Source organism: Psychrilyobacter sp. (genome assembly GCF_037132775.1).
In the GTDB taxonomy this organism is placed as follows: Bacteria; Fusobacteriota; Fusobacteriia; order Fusobacteriales; family Fusobacteriaceae; genus Psychrilyobacter.
Map to the genome: position 1 here is coordinate 1 of NZ_JBAHZY010000118.1, position 19,589 is coordinate 19,589.

General features: G+C 33.9%; 19 protein-coding genes. 3 read left to right on the forward strand and 16 right to left on the reverse strand.

What is annotated here, in order from left to right; genetic code table 11:
* Window positions 1-223 precede the first annotated feature (223 nt).
* From V5784_RS07740 to V5784_RS07815, 16 genes are all read right to left on the reverse strand, one after another.
* Complete coding sequence (locus V5784_RS07740) at window positions 224-889, reverse strand: methyltransferase (protein ID WP_336888457.1); 666 nt, start codon at window positions 887-889, stop codon at window positions 224-226.
* Complete coding sequence (locus V5784_RS07745; protein ID WP_336888458.1) at window positions 889-2,169, reverse strand: stage 0 sporulation family protein; 1,281 nt, start codon at window positions 2,167-2,169, stop codon at window positions 889-891. Before V5784_RS07745 ends, V5784_RS07740 begins: the two co-directional genes overlap by 1 nt.
* Window positions 2,170-2,180: 11 nt before the next feature.
* Window positions 2,181-2,864, reverse strand: a complete 684-nt coding sequence (gene radC / locus V5784_RS07750; RefSeq protein WP_336888459.1) for a DNA repair protein RadC — start codon at window positions 2,862-2,864, stop codon at window positions 2,181-2,183.
* A gap of 13 nt (window positions 2,865-2,877) precedes the next feature.
* Complete coding sequence (gene cobT / locus V5784_RS07755) at window positions 2,878-3,927, reverse strand: nicotinate-nucleotide--dimethylbenzimidazole phosphoribosyltransferase (protein ID WP_336888460.1); 1,050 nt, start codon at window positions 3,925-3,927, stop codon at window positions 2,878-2,880.
* Window positions 3,914-4,516 carry a histidine phosphatase family protein gene (locus tag V5784_RS07760; RefSeq protein WP_336888461.1) on the reverse strand — a complete coding sequence of 201 codons (603 nt, stop codon included), beginning with the start codon at window positions 4,514-4,516 and terminating at the stop codon, window positions 3,914-3,916. Before V5784_RS07760 ends, cobT begins: the two co-directional genes overlap by 14 nt.
* A complete protein-coding gene (gene cobS, locus V5784_RS07765) occupies window positions 4,509-5,246 on the reverse strand; it encodes an adenosylcobinamide-GDP ribazoletransferase (RefSeq protein ID WP_336888462.1) in 738 nt (245 codons plus the stop codon). Before cobS ends, V5784_RS07760 begins: the two co-directional genes overlap by 8 nt.
* Before the next feature lie 21 nt (window positions 5,247-5,267).
* Window positions 5,268-5,822: a bifunctional adenosylcobinamide kinase/adenosylcobinamide-phosphate guanylyltransferase gene (cobU, locus tag V5784_RS07770; RefSeq protein ID WP_336888463.1), complete on the reverse strand. Its 555-nt coding sequence runs from the start codon at window positions 5,820-5,822 to the stop codon at window positions 5,268-5,270.
* 78 nt (window positions 5,823-5,900) lie between these two features.
* A complete protein-coding gene (locus V5784_RS07775) occupies window positions 5,901-7,394 on the reverse strand; it encodes a cobyric acid synthase (protein ID WP_336888464.1) in 1,494 nt (497 codons plus the stop codon).
* A gap of 150 nt (window positions 7,395-7,544) precedes the next feature.
* Window positions 7,545-8,096: a ribosome-associated translation inhibitor RaiA gene (gene raiA / locus V5784_RS07780; RefSeq protein ID WP_336888465.1), complete on the reverse strand. Its 552-nt coding sequence runs from the start codon at window positions 8,094-8,096 to the stop codon at window positions 7,545-7,547.
* 170 nt (window positions 8,097-8,266) lie between these two features.
* Window positions 8,267-9,334 (reverse strand): butyrate kinase, encoded by a 1,068-nt coding sequence (gene buk, locus V5784_RS07785; protein ID WP_336888466.1) that lies wholly within the window; start codon window positions 9,332-9,334, stop codon window positions 8,267-8,269.
* A 38-nt stretch (window positions 9,335-9,372) separates the two neighbouring features.
* A complete protein-coding gene (gene ptb / locus V5784_RS07790) occupies window positions 9,373-10,278 on the reverse strand; it encodes a phosphate butyryltransferase (RefSeq protein ID WP_336888467.1) in 906 nt (301 codons plus the stop codon).
* A gap of 96 nt (window positions 10,279-10,374) precedes the next feature.
* A complete protein-coding gene (locus V5784_RS07795; RefSeq protein ID WP_336888468.1) occupies window positions 10,375-11,064 on the reverse strand; it encodes an ABC transporter ATP-binding protein in 690 nt (229 codons plus the stop codon).
* A 20-nt stretch (window positions 11,065-11,084) separates the two neighbouring features.
* On the reverse strand, window positions 11,085-12,251 hold the full coding sequence (locus V5784_RS07800) for an ABC transporter permease (RefSeq protein WP_336888474.1): 1,167 nt from the start codon (window positions 12,249-12,251) through the stop codon (window positions 11,085-11,087).
* 97 nt (window positions 12,252-12,348) lie between these two features.
* Window positions 12,349-12,606: a 30S ribosomal protein S15 gene (rpsO, locus tag V5784_RS07805; protein ID WP_336888475.1), complete on the reverse strand. Its 258-nt coding sequence runs from the start codon at window positions 12,604-12,606 to the stop codon at window positions 12,349-12,351.
* 134 nt (window positions 12,607-12,740) lie between these two features.
* Window positions 12,741-15,566 (reverse strand): excinuclease ABC subunit UvrA, encoded by a 2,826-nt coding sequence (gene uvrA / locus V5784_RS07810; protein ID WP_336888469.1) that lies wholly within the window; start codon window positions 15,564-15,566, stop codon window positions 12,741-12,743.
* 109 nt (window positions 15,567-15,675) lie between these two features.
* Window positions 15,676-16,719 carry a TetR/AcrR family transcriptional regulator gene (locus V5784_RS07815; protein WP_336888470.1) on the reverse strand — a complete coding sequence of 348 codons (1,044 nt, stop codon included), beginning with the start codon at window positions 16,717-16,719 and terminating at the stop codon, window positions 15,676-15,678.
* A gap of 244 nt (window positions 16,720-16,963) precedes the next feature.
* Here V5784_RS07815 and V5784_RS07820 point away from each other — a divergent pair, with 244 nt between their 5' ends.
* From V5784_RS07820 to cdd, 3 genes are read left to right on the forward strand one after another with little or no spacing between them, the layout of a single operon-like run.
* Window positions 16,964-18,229, forward strand: coding sequence for a phosphopentomutase (locus V5784_RS07820; RefSeq protein WP_336888471.1), 1,266 nt, complete (start codon window positions 16,964-16,966; stop codon window positions 18,227-18,229).
* A 27-nt stretch (window positions 18,230-18,256) separates the two neighbouring features.
* Window positions 18,257-18,955: a purine-nucleoside phosphorylase gene (gene deoD / locus V5784_RS07825; protein WP_336888472.1), complete on the forward strand. Its 699-nt coding sequence runs from the start codon at window positions 18,257-18,259 to the stop codon at window positions 18,953-18,955.
* A gap of 17 nt (window positions 18,956-18,972) precedes the next feature.
* Window positions 18,973-19,368 carry a cytidine deaminase gene (gene cdd, locus V5784_RS07830; RefSeq protein WP_336888473.1) on the forward strand — a complete coding sequence of 132 codons (396 nt, stop codon included), beginning with the start codon at window positions 18,973-18,975 and terminating at the stop codon, window positions 19,366-19,368.
* Window positions 19,369-19,589 lie beyond the last annotated feature (221 nt).

The following is a 19,589-nucleotide window of genomic DNA, read 5'->3' on the forward strand; positions in this document are numbered from 1 at the left end:
TTCTCTAATTAGCTCTTTTCGTGCTAATTCATCAGGGGATAAATCTTTTCTTCTTTTTCTCATAAAAAAACCTCCAAATTAATGTAATTGTAGTTTACACTAATTTGGAGGTTTACACAAAATATGAGACAGACCCTAAAATCTATTAAAAAAACTTGTAAACACAGGAGTTTTTTCTTCAAAAAAAAAGAGGCATCGCCTCTTTTAATGTTATATATCTCTTTTACTTTATATAGAGTGGCTCTAAAAATTCAAAACCTTTATTTTTCCCCTTGATAGCTTCTATCAGGAAAAGTTTAGAAACTTTAGTAGTTTCACTGAATATATTTTGTATCCTCTTTGGATAAAATCCAAATTCCGATAGATTATTTAATAGTTCTACCATCCTCTCACTTCTATATATCAGTGTCAGACTTCCTCCTGGTTTTAGGAGCCTTCTACTCTCAGTTATCAACTCTTCCAAATTTAAAGTTATCTCATGTCTGGAAATTGCTTTTATGGAGTGGGGGTTTACCTTCCCATTAGCTTTTTTCATATAGGGTGGGTTACTCACTATATAGTCATAGCTATTCCCTCTATTTAACTTTTTTATATCGATATCGAGAACCTCTATTTTTTCTATAAGATTATTTTTTTCCACGCTTCTTTTGGCCATATCTGCCATATCTTCTTGGATCTCTACCGATGTGATCTTGTTTATCACAGGATCTCTAGACAGGATCAGTGAAATTATTCCTGTTCCTGTTCCTATATCTAGTAGGTTCCCATTTTTAGCGGGGGTAAAAAACTCCGCCACCATGACAGCGTCTTCTCCAAACCTAAATCCATCTTTTTTTTGTAGAATAACCATTCCATAATCTAGGGGTTCTAAATTTTCATCTGCTCTCATTATTTCGCTTCCAGCCCCTTCGCTGCTGTTTCTTCAGGTGTTTTTTTCTTGGATTTATGTTGTTTTCTAGCTTCTTTCTTATCAAAACTTACCTCATCCAAATTCAACCTCATTCTGCCTTTTCCTTCTACATCTACATACAAATACTCATTCAATGGATTTATCCCAACGACTCTGCCCTTGCCATCTCCTACATTTACTGTCTGACCCATACTCGGGCACTTCAATAGAGCATCGGCATATTGTTGATATTCATATTTAATGCAACAAAGCAGTCTACCGCAAGCTCCAGAAATTTTTGAAGGATTTATTACCAGTCCTTGATCTCTTGCCATCTTAATGAGGACTGAATCAAATTTATTGATATAAATTCTGCAACAAAGTTCCTTCCCACAGATTCCTAAGCTCCCTAATATTCTAGCTTCATCTCTCACACCTATTTGACGCAATTCAATTCTAAGTTTAAATATAGTCGCTAACTCTTTTACTAAGTTTCTAAAATCTATCCTACCCTCTGCTGTAAAATAGAAGATCAATTTTGATTTATCAAAAGTAAACTCTGTAGCCACTAATTTCATAGGTAGTTCATGTTTTTTTATCTTTTCTTTTCCTATATTATGGGCTTTTTCTGCCTCTGCTTTTAGAATCTCAAATTGTTTATTATCCTCTTTTGTAGCCTTTCTGATTACAGGTTTTAAAGGTAATACCAAAGATTTTTCAGTCATCATTTTAGGAGCCATATATACTAAACCGATCTCCTTACCTCTAGCAGTATCCACTACAGCTCTATCTCCCACTATATAATCGACTTCATCTACTACTTCAAAATAATATCTCTTTCTAGTTATTTCAAACATAATCCCCAAGATCTTATATTGTTTTTCTTCAACTTTTTCTATATCCTTCGCATTTTTATTTTCAGCTTCCCATTCTTCATCTAAGATCTCTCTATTTAATTCCTCTTTGGCAGCTTTCTTTTTTTCACAGTTTTCATCACAAGGTTTTGTCCCACAGGCAGCAGGAGCTGGCATAGCTAAATCTTCCTCTACTACTTTTTCTACTTTTTCTACTTTTTCTACTTTTCTTGATTTTATCATTTCTGGTTTTATTACTTCTTTTTTTATCACTTCTGGTTTATTCTTTGTCTCATTTTTTTTATTTTCAACTTTATCTTTAGGAGTCTCATCTGTTACTTCTTTCTTTTGAGTTCCTTTATTATTTTTTTCCTTTAATCTTATAGCCATTTTTTCTTCTATAGTCATCATGTTAGATTTATTCATTGTAGCCTCCTCTATATAATCCCCTCTTCTAGAAAACTATAATATTTTTCCGGGGTTATAATTATATGATCTAAAACCCTCACTTCCAAAGGTTCTAGTATTTTTTTTAACTTTTTTGTCATCTCAAGGTCTGCCTGAGATGGTTTTGGATTCCCCGACGGATGATTATGGGAAAATATAACTGATTTTGCGTTATATTTCATCACACATTTCACTATTTCACGGGGGTATATCTGACTCCGGTCTATTGTTCCTAAAAATATAATTTCATCTCCTAAATACTTGTTGTTAGCACTTAAAAATATAATTTTAAAAACTTCTTTCTCTAAGAGCCCTATACTACTCTTTAAATAATCATATGTAGCTTCTACAGAGTTTAAAATGATTTCTTTTCTGAATTTTTCCTTATATAATTTTTTATTTAAATCATTTAGGAGTTTAAAATGGATACAGGTGTTTTCGCTTATTCCTTTTATTTTTAACGATAATATTTCATCTTTAGATGTAGCTAAAACTCTCTCCAATGTTTTGAATTCCTTTAAAAGGTCTTTGGCTGCCTGCTTAGTATCTTTTCTTAAAATAGTATAAAATAATAGTGCCTCTAAAATTTCATAATCTAGAAATCCATCTAAACCATTCTTTAAAATTTTAGATCTAATTCTACCTCTATGTCCTGAATGTTCTTTTTCTTCCACGACACTCCCCCTGCTACCCTAAGATTTTATAGACTTCCTTTGGAGTTTTCATCCTTTTCATCACCTCTAAAGCTGATATTATTATTGGGTATGCAAGGACTGCCCCTGTTCCCTCTCCCAATCTCATGTTCATATCTAAAAATGTTTTTCTCCCCAAAGTTTTGCTTATTATTACCATCCCTGGCTCCTCGCTTCTATGGGTAGCTATCATATAATCCACCGTATCAGGAACTATCTTTTGAGCAACCAATGCTGCTACACTAGATATAAAACCGTCTATTAATATTGGTTTAGAGTTAGCTGCACATCCAAGATAGATTCCTGCCATGCAGGCAATATCTAAACCTCCTACACATCGGAGGATCTCTATGGGATTGTTTTCAAAGAGGTTATATTTCTCTACAGCATCCTTTATCACCTTTTTTTTCTTCATAAGCCCACGATCACTGAGACCACCACCACGGCCTACAATTAAATCTAAGTTTTCACCTGTCAAGGCATAGAGGATAGCACTGCTTGTAGTAGTATTTCCTATCCCCATCTCTCCATTAGAAAATATATCGTAGTCTAAGTTTTCTTCTACGATTGATATACCTACTTCTATTGCTTTTATACATTCATCATAGCTCATAGCTGGTTCATATACAAAATTATTGGTTCCCATTTTTATTTTTTTTCTATATAAATTTGGGTATTCCCTCTCTATCTCTCCTGCTATTCCTATATCTATTAATTTAAAATCCACATCCAATATATCACACAAAATTCCAATAGCTGCCACTTTAGATAACATTGCTTCAGAAACAATCTTTGTATATTCAATTGGGCAAGATGAGACTCCCTCCTCCACTATTCCATTGTCTGCTGAGACTACTAAATGTAATTTTTTTGAAATTGTATTATCTAGCCTTCCAGTTATTCCAGATATTTGAGTAGCTAGTTCTTCTAATTTACCCAAACTTCCTAAGGGTTTCATCTTTTCATCCAATATTTTCTTTGCCTTTTTAATTATTTCGATATTTATGGGTTTTATCCTCTTTAATGTTGCCTTATATAATTCCATCGACATCTCCTATATTGATCCCCTTTAAGATTGGATATCCATCTGTAAATTCTATAACTATTATTCCAGCATAATTGGGAGCAAATTTCCAGTATCCGTCCAAACCTCCGGAAAAATAATGACTTAAGATACAATTTATTACTCCCCAATGACACACGGCTACTATGTTTTCTCCAGAAAAATCCAGTGATTCTACAAAATTCACACATCTTTCCTGTAATTGCTGGACACTTTCTCCCGTCTGATAGTCATAAGTCTGCCAATTTTCTTTCCATTTCAGAGCATCTTCAGGATATTTTTTTAGGATTTCTTCATAGGTAAGTCCCTCTAAGATCCCAAAATTTAGTTCTTTTAGTTCCTCAACTAAATTTAAATCATAGTTTTTCACATTTATTATTTCAGCTGTTTCTACAGCTCTTTTTAATGGACTACTGTAGATCTTTTTATAGTTTATACTAGATAATATCTCTTTTGTTCTCTGAGCTTGATTCGTTCCTTTTTTTGTAAGTTTAGGATCTAGATGCCCAAAAAAAATATTTTCTATATTTAATTCACTCTCTCCATGTCTTACTAAGATTAATTTACCCATTTATTGCTCCAACTAGAAGTACAATTATTGTAGATATTTCTACTACAGCACCAAGGGTATCTCCCGTTATTCCGCCGATCTTCCTTTCCATCAATTTAGCAAAGTATATTCCTAGGATACTTACTACCATAAGGGCATATATCCCTATCATTCCTATAAAATAATATGAAAAAGCTGCTGTTATAACAAAAGATATCAATACATCTATCGTCTTTGTTTCCTCTACTATTGATTTCCCCATCCCACTAGGTCTGGCATATTTTGCTACTCCACAGTTTAAAGTACTGTTAAATCTGGCTATTACAGGCATTACAAGTAAAAAATAAGGTGCCCCATCTATGGATATAACTTCTTTTAAAAGAGTTCCTTTAAGAGCAAAATAAATTATCAAAGATAATGCCCCATTACTTCCAATTCTAGAGTCTTTCATTATCTCCAACATACGCTTTTTACTTCTATAACTAAATATTCCATCAAATGTATCTGCTAAACCGTCTAGATGTAGTCCCCCTGTAAGAACTATTTCTATCAATATTATCAATATTGCTATTACCTCTGGGCTGTCAAAAAATTGATTTAAAACTATAAATGAATAGTATAAAATCGCCCCTATTATCATTCCAACTACTGGAAAAAATTTCATAGCTTTCCCCATTTTTTTTGGTTCATACTCCATTTTTGGAGTCGGTATCCTTGTCATAAATTGTAAAAGAAGTAAAAATCCCTTCATTTTGTTCCTCCTATTAATTCTCTATTTTAATCTAACCTTAATCCCAGAAACCACCATATAGGCTTCGTGACTTTCTTCAGCTATCCTTTGATTTATCCTGCCTGAAATATCTCTAAAATATCGCCCCAGTGGATAGGGTGGCACTAGCCCCATGCCTAATTCATTGCTGACAATTATAAAATCCCCTCTGTGTGAGTCTATACAAACCAAGAGATTGTCTATCTCTAGCATGATTTTGTCCTCCATCTCGTTCACTTCTGGAGGAGTCACCATATCCCAGTCTACATGGTTATCTAAAAGAAGGTTACTCACCATATTAGTAAGACAATCGAGGAGTACCACATCACTTTCCGTCTTATCTTCTAAAAGCTTAGATATATTTTTATACCCCTCTATTGTTTCCCAATTTTCACCTCTTTGAACAAGATGTTTATCTATTCTGTCTACCATCTCATCATCATAAGGAATTGCTGTGGCAAGATATGTCCTTGTTTTATAATTATTCAGAGCTATATTTTCAGCCAAAGTACTCTTTCCACTTCTAGCTCCCCCTGTTATATATATGATTTTTCCCATTGTTCCCCCTGTGTACGTTGCATAAACTAAAAATCGTAACTCTAGTTTTAGTATATCACTTATAGACTAACATTTCAATTAATGGGAGATCCCTATTATCTCATATAATTTTTCCATATCCACTGATTCTTCCACAACTTTAGCTAATTTATCATATTCTTTTTCTTTAAATTCCTCAAAACTAATTGTAGCATCTACTCCGTCCAAGCCTTTTTGTTTTCTTATATTATTTAAGAAACCACGAGTGAATTCTGTATTATCAAAAATCCCGTGAATATAGCATCCAATTATATTATTTTTAATAACTCCATTTATATATTTTTCTCCATCTAAAAATATACCTTCTTCCTTACCATTAGTTATCCCTTGATGGATTTCATACCCCTTTATAGGTTTCCCATAAAGCCCCTCAAACAATCCCTCATCTGTTAATATTTTCCCGTGATATTGGAGAGTGTTCTTTGATCTTTGCATGGTAGTAGTAAGGTCTAGTAATCCTAGTCCAGATATTTCACTGACATCCCCTTCTAATTTTTCTGGGTCCTCTATCTTCCCTCCTAGCATTTGATATCCTCCACAAATCCCAAATATTATAGTTCCGCTCTTGGATAATCTCACTACCTTCTCTGCTATTCCCATTTCTTTTAATTCTTTTAAATCATCTATCGTACTCTTCGATCCTGGAATAACTATCATATCTTCATTTCCTAAGTCCTCTACTCTGTCTACGTATTTTATCGACACATCCTCATACAGGTTAAACGCATCTAAATCTGTGAAATTAGACATATGTTTTAATTTTATTACCGATATTTTTATATCTTTATCCATAGTTTCCCTTTTAAATTTATCAGTTACCCCATCTTCATCCTCTATATTTAATTTTGTATAGGGTACCACTCCTAATACTGGAACACCTATAATTCCTTCTAATTGTCTCAATCCAGGTTCTAATATTTTCACATCTCCTCTGAATTTATTTATGATTATCCCTTTTACTCTGGCTCTTTCTTCAGAAGTAAAAAGTGTCATAGTCCCTACTACACTGGCAAACACTCCTCCCCTGTCTATATCTGCTACAATGATCACAGGTGAATCCGCCATATGAGCCATCCCCATATTTACCAGATCTCCCTTTTTAAGATTTATCTCTACCGGGCTACCGGCTCCCTCAATTATAGATATATCGTAGTTTTTCTTTATGTAGTCATAGTTTTTTAAAATCTCTTTTTTCAATCCCTCTTTATACTTTGAATATTCTACGGCTCCCATATTTTCCACAACTCTACCATTTAAAATCACTTGAGATTTTCTGTTGCTAGTCGGTTTTAATAATATTGGATTCATGTATACCTCAGGTTTTATTCCACAAGCCTCTGCCTGTACCACTTGAGCCCTTCCCATTTCTAGACCATCCTCAGTTATATATGAATTAAGTGCCATATTTTGTGACTTAAACGGACAAACTCTATACCCCTTCTTATGTATCAATCTACATAATGCAGTCGTTATCAAACTTTTTCCCACTGATGATGCCGTTCCTTGAACCATTAGATTTTTGTGTCCTTTCATCTTTTATCCCTCCATCGCCTATAGCGAAATTAAAATTTTAATTTTTTTTTACATTTATAATACATCAAAATATACCACGATTTAAGGTTTATTTATAGTGATAAAAGCAAGAAAAAAAGGAGCTAATCATAATGATTAACCCCTTTTTAGTTATTTCGATTCCCATCCAGCTTCTACGTGGCTGTAATCTCCGTCTCTTCTCTTATATACTACATTTAATTCCTCAGTTTCAGCATTCATAAAGATATAGAAATTTTTCCCCATAGTCTCCATCTGTAAAATAGCTTCTCCTATTTCCATTGGCTTAGCCATTATTTTAGTAGGAATAACTCTACTTACTTTTTCCCTTGTTATATTACCAGTTTCAGGATTATAATCAAACTTTTTAAGAGCATTAGCATGATTATTATCTCTTAATTTTTCCTTATATTTAGTCAACTGTTTTTCAAGTATATCTACTACCTCATCGATAGCAGCATATAGATCTATATCTTCCACTCTAGCTTTTATCTTAGAACCGTTTACATAAACTAATACATCCGCTGTATGAACCTTTCCCGTCTTTACATTTTGCGCTGAGAGAGTGATATACACCTCCGCTATTTGATCAAAATATTTTTTTATCTTTCCTATTTTTTTCTCAGCATGTGCTCTTATTCCCGGTGTAACTTCTAGATGTCTCCCGCTTATAATCATTCTCATAGACTTCACTTCCTTTATTAGAAATAATGTACTTAGAGGTTTTAGTAGCTCCTCTTAATTTAAGTATACCTCATTTTTTTAATTTTCCTATTTTAATTTTAAAAAATAAATTTCTATATACAAAGAAGGACTCCTTCATTAGGAGTCCCTCTCATGTTAAATTTTATAGTTTAGTATTTCTTAGGAGATTCTTCCCCTGTCAATACTCTCAAACCACCTTCAGCTAAAGCCAACATCTCATCTTCTCCAGGATATACCTTTACCTCTCCTATAAATGAAATTCTATCTGTTATATCTCCTACTATTTTCTTAGAATAAGCAATTCCTCCTGTTAAGATAATAGCATCTACCTTTCCAGAAAGTACCGCTGCCATAGACCCAACTTCTTTAGCTACTTGATATCCCATAGCTTCTACAATAAGACTTGATTTTTTATCTCCGTTTTCAGCATTATCAGTAACTTCTTTCATATCATTGGTATTTAAATATGCTACTACTCCACCATTTCCCTTGATCCTTTTTTTGATGAAATCTAGATCATATTTACCACTTGTAGCCATCTTTAAAAGATCTCCAATAGGAAGTTGTCCAGATCTTTCAGGTGAGAACGGTCCATCTCCATCAAGTGCATTATTTACATCTATAACTCTACCATTTGAATGAGCTCCTACACTGATCCCACCACCAAGATGCACCACAATTAAGTTCAGTTCATCATAGGGTCTACCTATCTCTTTAGCAGCTCTTCTGGCTACTGCTTTTTGATTCAGTGCATGGAAGATACTCTTTCTCTGTAATTCAGGTATCCCTGATACTCTAGCTACCTCATTTAACTCATCTACTACTACGGGATCTACAATATACGAAGGCTTTGAGACAGTAGACGCTATCTCGTGAGCTATCCTTCCACCTAAGTTCGATGCATGTTCTCCTAATACTCCGACCTTTAAATCTGCCAACATATCTTCATTGACTTCATAGGTTCCCCCAGCAATTGGTTTTAACAGTCCACCCCTACCTACAACAGCCGCTAGTTCTTCGATTTTTATTCCTGATTCAGATACTGCGTCTAAGATAACTTCCCTTCTAAATGCCAATTGGTCTGAGATATTTTCAAATGGTGCTAACTCCTCATTTGTATGTCTCAGAGTTTTTTCAAAGATCTCATTTTCATTTTCATAGATTGCTATCTTTGTAGATGTAGACCCTGGATTGATTGCTAATATTTTATAACTCATTTTTTTATTCCCCCTATATGCTTCAAACAAATTAAAACTTATAATTTACCTGCTGTCATTGCTCCTAATATTATTGAATTTAACTTAGTTTCCTCACTGTCTGCTCTAGAAGTCAAGATAATTGGTGCTGTCGCTCCTACTATCAATCCTGCTCCCTTAGACCTTGCAAAATAAGATATAGATTTATATAGGATATTCCCACCTTCGATATCTGGAGCCAACAAAATATCTGCCATTCCAGCCACTTCATGCTCTATCCCCTTGTGTTTAGCTGCCTCTATTGATACAGCATTATCTAATGCAAAAGGTCCTCCTACTACACAATTTTTTATTTCTCCCCTTTTGTTCATCTCTTCTAATTCATGCGCATCCACTGTATCCGGCATCTTTGGATTCATTTTTTCCTTGGCACAAATACAAGCTACCTTAGGCATTTCTATCTCTAAAGCACGAGCCACTTTTACGGAGTTATCTATTATTTTTTTCTTAGTTTCCAAATTTGGTGCTATATTCATAGCCGCATCTGTAATAAAAAATAATCTATCATAGTTTTCAATCTCAAATACAGCAACATGAGACAGTATTCCGTCTCCTCTAAGACCAATTTCTTTATCCAATGCAGCTTTCAATACTACACTTGTATCCACAAGCCCCTTCATCAACATATCTGCTCTTCCGCTAGACACCTCTATTACAGCCTGTCTGGCAGCTTCTACATCATCTTTTTTGTCGATGATTTTATAGTTTGACAAGTCTATCTTCAGCTCGTCTGCTATTTTTTTTATCTTGGCAGAATCCCCTACTAATATTCCATCTACCACACCTTTTTTTCTAGCTTCCTCTACAGATAACAGTACTTCCCTGTCTTGAGCTACAGCTACAGAGATAACTTTTTTTTTCCCTTGCTGTTGTGCTTTAAACAGTATTTCTTCAAAACTTTTCATATTACGCCCCCCCGGTTATATTTCATACAAACTAAAAACTTATAACTACTATATAAAGTAATTATAAGATTTTAATCTGTAATTATATTTTTTAGGCTAATCCGTCAGCAATTCTAATTTTCCCTTGGTCAAGTGATACCTTTTATCTGTAATACTTGCTAGTTCCGTACTATGAGTCACCACTATTATAGTTTGTTTCTTCTCTCTACATATTTTTCTTAAGAGATTGTGGATCACCTCACTGGTTTCCTCATCCAAATTCCCTGTAGGCTCATCCGCCAATATTATCTTAGGTTCATTTATCATTGCGCGAGCTATAGCTACCCGTTGTTTTTCTCCTCCAGACAGCTCAGTGGGTTTATGATCCAACCGATCTCCCATCTGCATCTCTATAAGAAGTTCTGTTGCTCTTTTTTTTACCTCTTCACGGCTTTTTTTCTTTCCAATAAGACCCGGCAGCATTACATTTTCAAGAGCTGAAAATTCTGGTAAAAGGTAATGAAATTGAAATATAAATCCCAACATCTCGTTTCTCAGAAGGTCTATCTTTGAACTAGGTGCCTTACTTACATTTTGACCTGCATAGTAGACATCTCCTGAATCAGGCCTGTCCAACATTCCAATCATATTTAAAAATGTAGTTTTCCCCGAACCAGATTTCCCTAACACAGAAACAAATTCTCCCTTGTTTATCTCAAAATCTAAATCATTTAATATTTGGATATCTCGTTTTTTATCCTTATATCGTTTATTTAACTTTTCTATTTTCAATATTACCTCAGACATTTTTCATCTCCTCTACCGTTTTAATCATATTTCAGTGCTTCCACTACCTGTAATTTTGCAGCTTTGTAAGCCGGAAAAACACTCGATAAAAATATAATAATTATATTTGCTCCTACTATTATAAAAATTTCCTTAGAAGTTATCTCTACAGGTATCTTATTCAAATAATAAATATTAGTTATTTGACTTATTGTATTATCTTTTATATACCAAAGGAGGCCACCTGATATACTGAGACCAACTACAATCCCAAGGGATCCCAGAAAAAGCCCTTCTAGCATAAATATTTTCATTATATTTTTACTGCTGAACCCCATAGATCTCATTATTCCAATGTCTCTAGTTTTTTCCTTAACCAGCATATTTAATATTACCCATACTACAAATCCTGCTATGATGACTATCAAAGAAAACACCAAGACCATCACTGTCTTTTCAAGGGATAGGGCAGCCAATAGATTTCTATTCAAGTCTCCCCAAGTCCTGGTACTCATATTGGTTTCCATTTGAATCTGTCCCGATAATTCATTTGCGCTATATACATCATCTAAAAATACCTCTAAACTAGTAACCGTATCACCGGTATAGGATAAAATTTGTACAGCACGGAGTGGAACTATTATCATAGTAGTGTCATATTCATAGTATCCTGATTGGAAGACTCCTGTTATAGTCAGGTGCATCTCCCTATTATCCGCAGACACCACAGTAATTTTATCTCCTAATTTTGCTCCTAACTGATCAAACAATTCCTTTCCTATAAGAAATTCTGTAGGTTTCTTTATGTCCATTGTTCCAGAAACTATTTTTTTCTCCAGGTTCATAGCTGTCTTAGCATCATCAAAATCCAGCCCATTTATCTTCACTCCTGATATATAAGAACCAAAAACACCTTTATATTTTAAAATACCCTGGGTGGATATCTGAGGCACTACCCCTTTCACACCTTTTATCGATTCTATCTGTGTCTGTAATTCTCTGTAGTCCTCTATGGCTTCTCCATTTTTTGTGGCCACTATATGGGAACTTATCGATAGTATACTGTCCACCATATTTTTATTCAGCCCATTAGATATTCCTATAGATACAGTAAGTACAGTTACACCGATAGCTACTCCTAATATAGCTATTATACTCTGTCTTTTTCTCTCTAAAATATGTTTTTTAGCTATAAAAAATTCAATCATATTAATGTCAATCACCCTCCGTCTGTTACCAAAATTATACAACATAAAAACTGTTTGTACAATAAAAAAAAGACAGGTCCAAGACCTGTCCAATTAATTACTTTCTTATTCCTAATTTAGAGATTAACGTTCTGTAACCAGCTAAATCTTTCTTGATCATGTAGTCTAATAATCTTCTTCTTTTTCCAACCATTTTCAATAGTCCTAATCTAGAATGATGATCCTTCTTGTTAGTTCTTAAATGACCAGTTAAGTGATTGATTCTCTCAGTTAATAGAGCTACTTGTACCTCAGTACACCCTGTATCAGTTGTTGTTTTCCCGAAATCTTTGATGATTTCTGCTTTAGTTCTCATTGCCATTGTTTGTTCCTCCTAAAAATTAAATTATCCAAACCAAGCCAAGGGCGACACCCCAAAACCTAGATGTGAATTTAAAGTATTATAACAAAATAATAACATTTTGTAAAGTTGAAGTTTTTCAATCCTTCCTAATTCAATAACTTTTTCAAATATTTCCCTGTATAAGAAGTTTTTGATTTAATTATCTCCTCAGGTGTTCCTAAAGCTATGATCTCTCCGCCACCGTCTCCCCCTTCAGGTCCTATGTCTATAATATAATCTGCTGTTTTTACTACATCTAGGTTGTGCTCAATTATGATCACGGTATTCCCCTTATCCACCAGTCTATTGAGCACTTCGAGTAACTTTCTAATGTCTTCAAAATGAAGTCCTGTAGTGGGCTCATCTAATATATAGATGGTATGGCCTCTGCTCATCTTAGACAGTTCTGTTGCTAATTTTATCCTTTGAGCTTCCCCACCAGACAAAGTAGTCGCAGGCTGTCCTAACTTTATGTAGTCTAAACCTACATCTATAAGTACCTTTAATCTTCTCTCTAGAGATGGGATCTTGTTGAAAAAACCATAGGCATCTCCTACACTGAGATCCAAAATTTCAGATATATTTTTCCCTTTATACTCTATCTCCAAAGTTTCGCGACTATACCTTTTCCCCTTGCATACTTCACATTCCACATATACATCTGGTAGGAAGTTCATCTCGATCTTAATGATTCCAGCCCCTTGGCAGGCTTCACACCGTCCCCCTTTCACATTGAAGGAAAACCTACCTTTTTGATATCCACGAAGTTTAGCTTCACGAGTTTCAGAAAATATTCCACGAATATCGTCAAACATCTTGGTATAGGTAGCAGTATTTGATCTAGGAGTCCGACCGATGGGACTTTGATTTATATCTATCACCTTATTTAGGTGGTCTACCCCCTTTATTTTTCTGTACTCAAGGGGATATAGTTTCCCTTTGTTCAAACTATTAAATAGTATAGGGTATAGTGTTTGATTAATCAAGGTAGACTTGCCACTGCCACTGACTCCTGTGACGGCAGTCATTATCCCTAGCGGTATCTTCACATCTACATTTTTTAGATTGTTCCCACAAGCTCCTAATAATTCCAAATTTTCTTTGGATCTACGTCTTTTCTTTGGAATTTCTATCGAGATCTCCCCCTTTAGATATTTCCCAGTGAGAGATCTTTTGGATTTCATAATCTGCTTAGGTGTTCCCTTGGCTACTATCTCACCACCAAATCTTCCAGCCCCAGGCCCTAGATCAAAAATATAATCCGCTTGCAGCATGGTATCTTCATCATGTTCCACAACTATCAAGGTATTCCCTAGCTCCTTAAGTCTGTTTAGGGTTTTCAATAATTTATCATTATCCCTCTGATGCAGACCTATACTGGGTTCATCCAATACATAAAGTACCCCTGTTAGCCCACTTCCAATCTGAGTAGCTAGCCTAATCCTTTGAGATTCTCCTCCAGACAGTGTTCTTGTCTCCCGGGCAAGACTAAGGTAATCTAAACCTACATTTATCATAAAGTTAAGTCGTTCCCTTATCTCTTTTAATATATCCTTGGCTATCATCTCCTCCTTAGGATTCAGAGTGAGCCCATTAAAAAATGCTAAACAATCTTTTATACTTAAAAAACTAACATCCATAATATTCATCTTATTCACTGTAATAGACAGAACTTCATCTCTGAGTCTCTTCCCATGACAGCTATTGCAGGTTCTACGCATCATATATTTATTTTCTATATCATCTTTCATAGATTCAGAACCAGTTTCATAGTATCTTCTTTCTAGATTTTTGGCTATTCCTTCAAAACTCTTCATCCCGTTATAACTAAATTCCCGTCCAATATAATCAACTTTAAATTTTTTCCCAGAACTTCCATAAAATATAATATCCTTTTCCTTTTTTGTTAAATTTTTAAAGGATTTATCTAAGTCTATCTTAAAGTTTTTTGCCATAGCAGAAAATATTGTCCATACATAACCCCTAGTACTTGAGGTTCCCGGGATATAGATTCCCCCATCATTGATAGATTTATTTTCATCTATGATCAGCTTATTTTCATCTACTTCTAGTTTTTTTCCCAATCCGTTACACTCTGGACATGCTCCATAGGGAGCATTAAAAGAAAACAATCTAGGATTTATATCGGGGATCTCTATATCTTCATGGTTGGGACAGGTAAAGTTTTCACTATAGGAATGATCTTCCCCATTTATATTTGCTATAACTCTGCCTTCAGTTAACCCGATAGAACTCTCTATCCCATCTGTCAGTCGAGTTAAAAATTCGGTTTCTTTTTTTATTATCAATCTGTCTATAACAACTTCTATATTATGTTTTTTATTCTTATCTAGGTCTATCTCATCTTCTAAATATAAAATTTCTCCATCTACCCTTGCCCTTACAAACCCTTTTTTTATTAAGTTGATAAATAGATTTTTATGGGTACCTTTCTTATCTTTTATAACTGGAGATAGGAGGAGCAGTTTATCTCCTAGCTGCTCCTTTCCCATAATAGTGTCCACAATTTCATCTACACTTTGTTTTTTCACAGGGGAATTACATATTGGACAGTATGCTGTTCCTATATGAGCATAGAGTAATCTCATATAATCATATACCTCTGTCATAGTTCCCACTATTGATCTTGGATTTTTATTGGTTGTTTTTTGCTCGATAGAGATTGCGGGGGACAACCCTTCTATACTATCTAAATCTGGTTTTGTCATCTGCCCTATAAATTGTCTAGCATATGCTGATAAACTTTCTACATATCTCCTCTGTCCCTCAGAATATATGGTATCAAAGGCAAGGGATGACTTCCCACTACCACTTACACCGGTTATAACTACGAATTTATATTTTGGTATTTCTAAATCTAAATTTTTAAGGTTATGTTCACGTGCTCCTTTGATAATAATCTTATTATTCACAATTCCCTCCTGCTTTATAATCTTTATTTCTATTACTATATTACACCATTTATATTTAATATTACAAATAAAAAGGATCAAAAGAATAATCTTTAGATCCTTTTAGTTCTTATTCTTTTGTTTCACTATATATAACTTCATCTATCTTTGATTTGATTGTTGTATAAGACATTGAATCCTTAAGAGAAAGAAATTCAATTTGTATTGCACAACCTCCTCTATTAGAATATTTTTCCTCCATCTTTTCAAACATTTTTTTAAATCTTTTTTCAATGGATTTCTCTACTGATTCTCCTCCTATTTTTTTCATGTATATGACAAAATAGATTTTATTTAGAATACCTATAACATCATCTGATTTTGTGTGTGTTTTCAAAATATCGGACATTCCTTTTAATATTGATTCTGAAAAGAAATCTTTTTCATCAACTTGGAGCCTCAGGGGATATACAAAAAATAAATCTGCATCACTCATCTTATTGATTAAGGTGGCTTCTTTCAAGAAATTAACGAAATATTCCTCGGAATATACACCTGTCAAATCATCATATTTATTGATATTTTCAAAATTTAAATTAAATACAGTACAGGTTGAAAGAGATAAGGATGTCAATATCTCAGCCTTTTTTTTCACACTCTCACTATTTAAATATTCTAATTTATTTTCCTTTATAAGATGAGCTATATATATATTAGTTTGAATATTTATAAGTGATACAATTATATCTAATTGTTTTAAATTTATAGACTCTTTCAAAATAATTACCTTGATATAATGGGATAAGATCTTATCATACTCCCTTATAATTTTTATTGTTGTATCTTTAAATTTGTTTATATTTTCTTCAATCTCTTCCTTCAAAATATATAACGGGATCATATTTTTTACATAATTAATAGCTGCAATAAAAAAATTATTTAATATCTCTGGCAAATTTCCATCAATATCTACAGCTATTTTAAATTCCCTATCTAAGACATTTAATTGTTCCCTCAAAATTTTGTCTAAAAGCACCTCTTTAGAGCTGTAGTAAGTATAGAAATTTCCCGTAGATACCCCTATATCAGTTGTTATATCAGAAATCTTAGTTTTAAAATAGCCATTCTTATAGAATAATTTTTTTCCACTAATCATAATTTGATTTTCCATCATACTTTTCACCTCCTACATATAAAATATACCAAAATTTAATATCATTCCTTCTTCCAATAAAATTTTCAAATAAATTATTAATTTTTAGAAAAAAGAGTAGAATGTAGTATAAGTTGAATTTTTTTTATAAGGGAGAATTTTAGGTGTGTAGGCACCGACTTGTCAAAACAAAGACATCCGTCCTATATATCATGGATTAATCATTATAGAATGATTAAAAGAATTAAAATACAAGGGGGTAGTTATGAAAAATATAGATAGAGCCATAATAATCGTACTTGATAGTGCTGGTGTCGGAGAATTACCTGATGCAAAAGATTATGGAGACCTAGGATCAAATACCTTTGGTCATATTGCAAGTTCTACAGGTGGGGTTAACTTACCAAATATGGAACAGTTAGGTCTAGGAAACTTAACAAACATATTAGGTGTAGCTAAAACTACAAATTGTTGTGGAGAAAAATCATTGGGAGCTTACGGGAAAGCTAAAGAAGCTTCTAAAGGAAAAGATACTACAACAGGTCATTGGGAAATCGCTGGAATAATTAACGAAATACCTTTCCCAACATATCCAAATGGATTTCCAAAAGAAGTTTTGGATGAACTTGAAAAAAGAACTGGAAGAAAAATTATTTGTAACATGCCATATTCAGGAACTAAAGTTTTAGATGATTATGGAGTTGAACAAAAAAAGACAGGTAGTTGGATAGTTTATACTTCCGCTGATCCAGTAATGCAAATAGCAGCCCACGAAGAAGATATACCTCTGGCGGAACTATATAAAGCCTGTGAAATAGCACTAGAAATATGTGATGAAATGGCTCCTGTAGCTAGAGTGATCGCCAGACCTTACCTTGGAGATGGAGTAGAAAATTACAAGAGAACTCCTAATAGACATGATTATTCCGTAGTTCCACCGAAAGTTACACTCCTCGATAAGATTAAAGATAAAGGTTTAGATGTAGTTGCTATCGGAAAAACAAATGATATATTTGCAGGTGTAGGAGTAACTGATACCCGTAAAACAAATCTTGATAACATGGACGGAATCAATAAAACTATAAAGGCCATCAAAGAAGATTCCAAAGGTCTTATTTTTACAAACTTAGTTGATTTCGACATGAATTTTGGACATAGAAGAAACCCACAAGGATACAAGGAGGCTCTCGAAGAATTTGACAATAAATTACCTGAAATTATAAATGCTATGAAAGAGGGAGATCTTTTAATATTAACTGCCGATCATGGATGTGATCCTACCTATGAAGGAACAGATCATACTAGAGAATATATTCCTATCCTTACATACGGACATGGATTAAAAAAAGGAGTAAACTTAGGAAACAGGGAATCATTTGCTGACATAGCTTCTACAATTGAGGAGTTAATCTTAGATTCGAATGAACTTCCAGGAACTAGCTTTGCCAAAGATCTATTTAAATGTTGTGGTAGTGGCAAACATCATGGTCATCATAATCACGGAAAAGATCATAAGTGTGGATGTAAATAAGAGTAAAAAATTAGGAGGAAACAGAAGATGAGTATACATATAGGTGCAAAAAAAGGTGATATAGCAGAAACAGTACTCTTACCAGGAGATCCACTTAGAGCAAAATGGATTGCTGAAACATTTTTAGAAGATGTCGTGTGCTACAATGAAGTAAGGGGAATGTATGGATATACTGGTACTTACAAGGGTAAAAGAGTGTCTGTTCAAGGAACTGGTATGGGTGTTCCATCTATCTCGATTTATGTAAATGAATTGATCCAAGAATTTGGAGTGAAAAACTTAATCAGAGTAGGATCAGCTGGGTCTTACAGAGAAGATATAAAAGTCAGAGATATTGTTATTGCCATGTCAGCTTCTACAAACTCAGGATTAAACAGGATCAGATTTAATGGTGCAGATTATGCTCCCACAGCTGATTTTGATTTAATGATGAAGGCTATCAAATCTGCTGAAGACAAAAATATTAAAGTAAAGGCTGGAAATGTGTTTACTTCAGATGAATTTTATGGAGATAACTTCGATGACTATAAAAAATGGGCATCGTATGGTGTACTGTGTGTAGAGATGGAAACTGCTGGTCTATATACTGTAGCAGCTAAACACGGAGTAAAAGCTCTTACTCTACTTACTATCTCTGATCATTTGGTGACTGGAGAAGAAACTACCTCTGCTGAAAGACAAACTACTTTTGGTGGAATGATCGAAATAGCATTGGGTACTTTATAAAAAAAAGAGGTGAGAGCATGTTAAACGAAAAAGAAATATTAGAATTAATAGACGAAGCTATCACAGCTCGTGATAGTGCATATTCAAAATTTTCAAATTTTAAGGTAGGAGCTACTCTAATCGACGATAGAGGTAACCACTATTCAGGGTGTAACGTAGAAAACTCTTCTTACGGACTATCTATGTGCGGAGAAAGAAATGCCATCTTTCATGCTATCTCTAGAGGAATGAATAAGATTAAAGTTATAGCTGTTGTAGGAGACACAGAGGGTCCTATCTCACCATGTGGTGCTTGTAGACAAGTTATCAATGAATTCTCTACAGAAGATACCATTGTCATCATGGCAAATATGAAAAAAGAATACAAGGTGGTAAATTTTACCGATCTACTTCCCTACGGGTTTAGATTATAGGTTGATCCCAATATGTAACCATTAAAAATCTTCGCTTTTAGCGGGGATTTTTTCGCTTGAAATATTTAAGATTAATAAATAGGCGGTGAGTCTTGTCAAGCACACCACCACATATTTTCAAGGAAAACTTCATTTGCAGTAAAATAATTTAATACTTTTCGCGGTCTATTTCTAATTCTTTCTACAGTTCTTTCTAACTCATCATCTGGTATTTCTGAAAA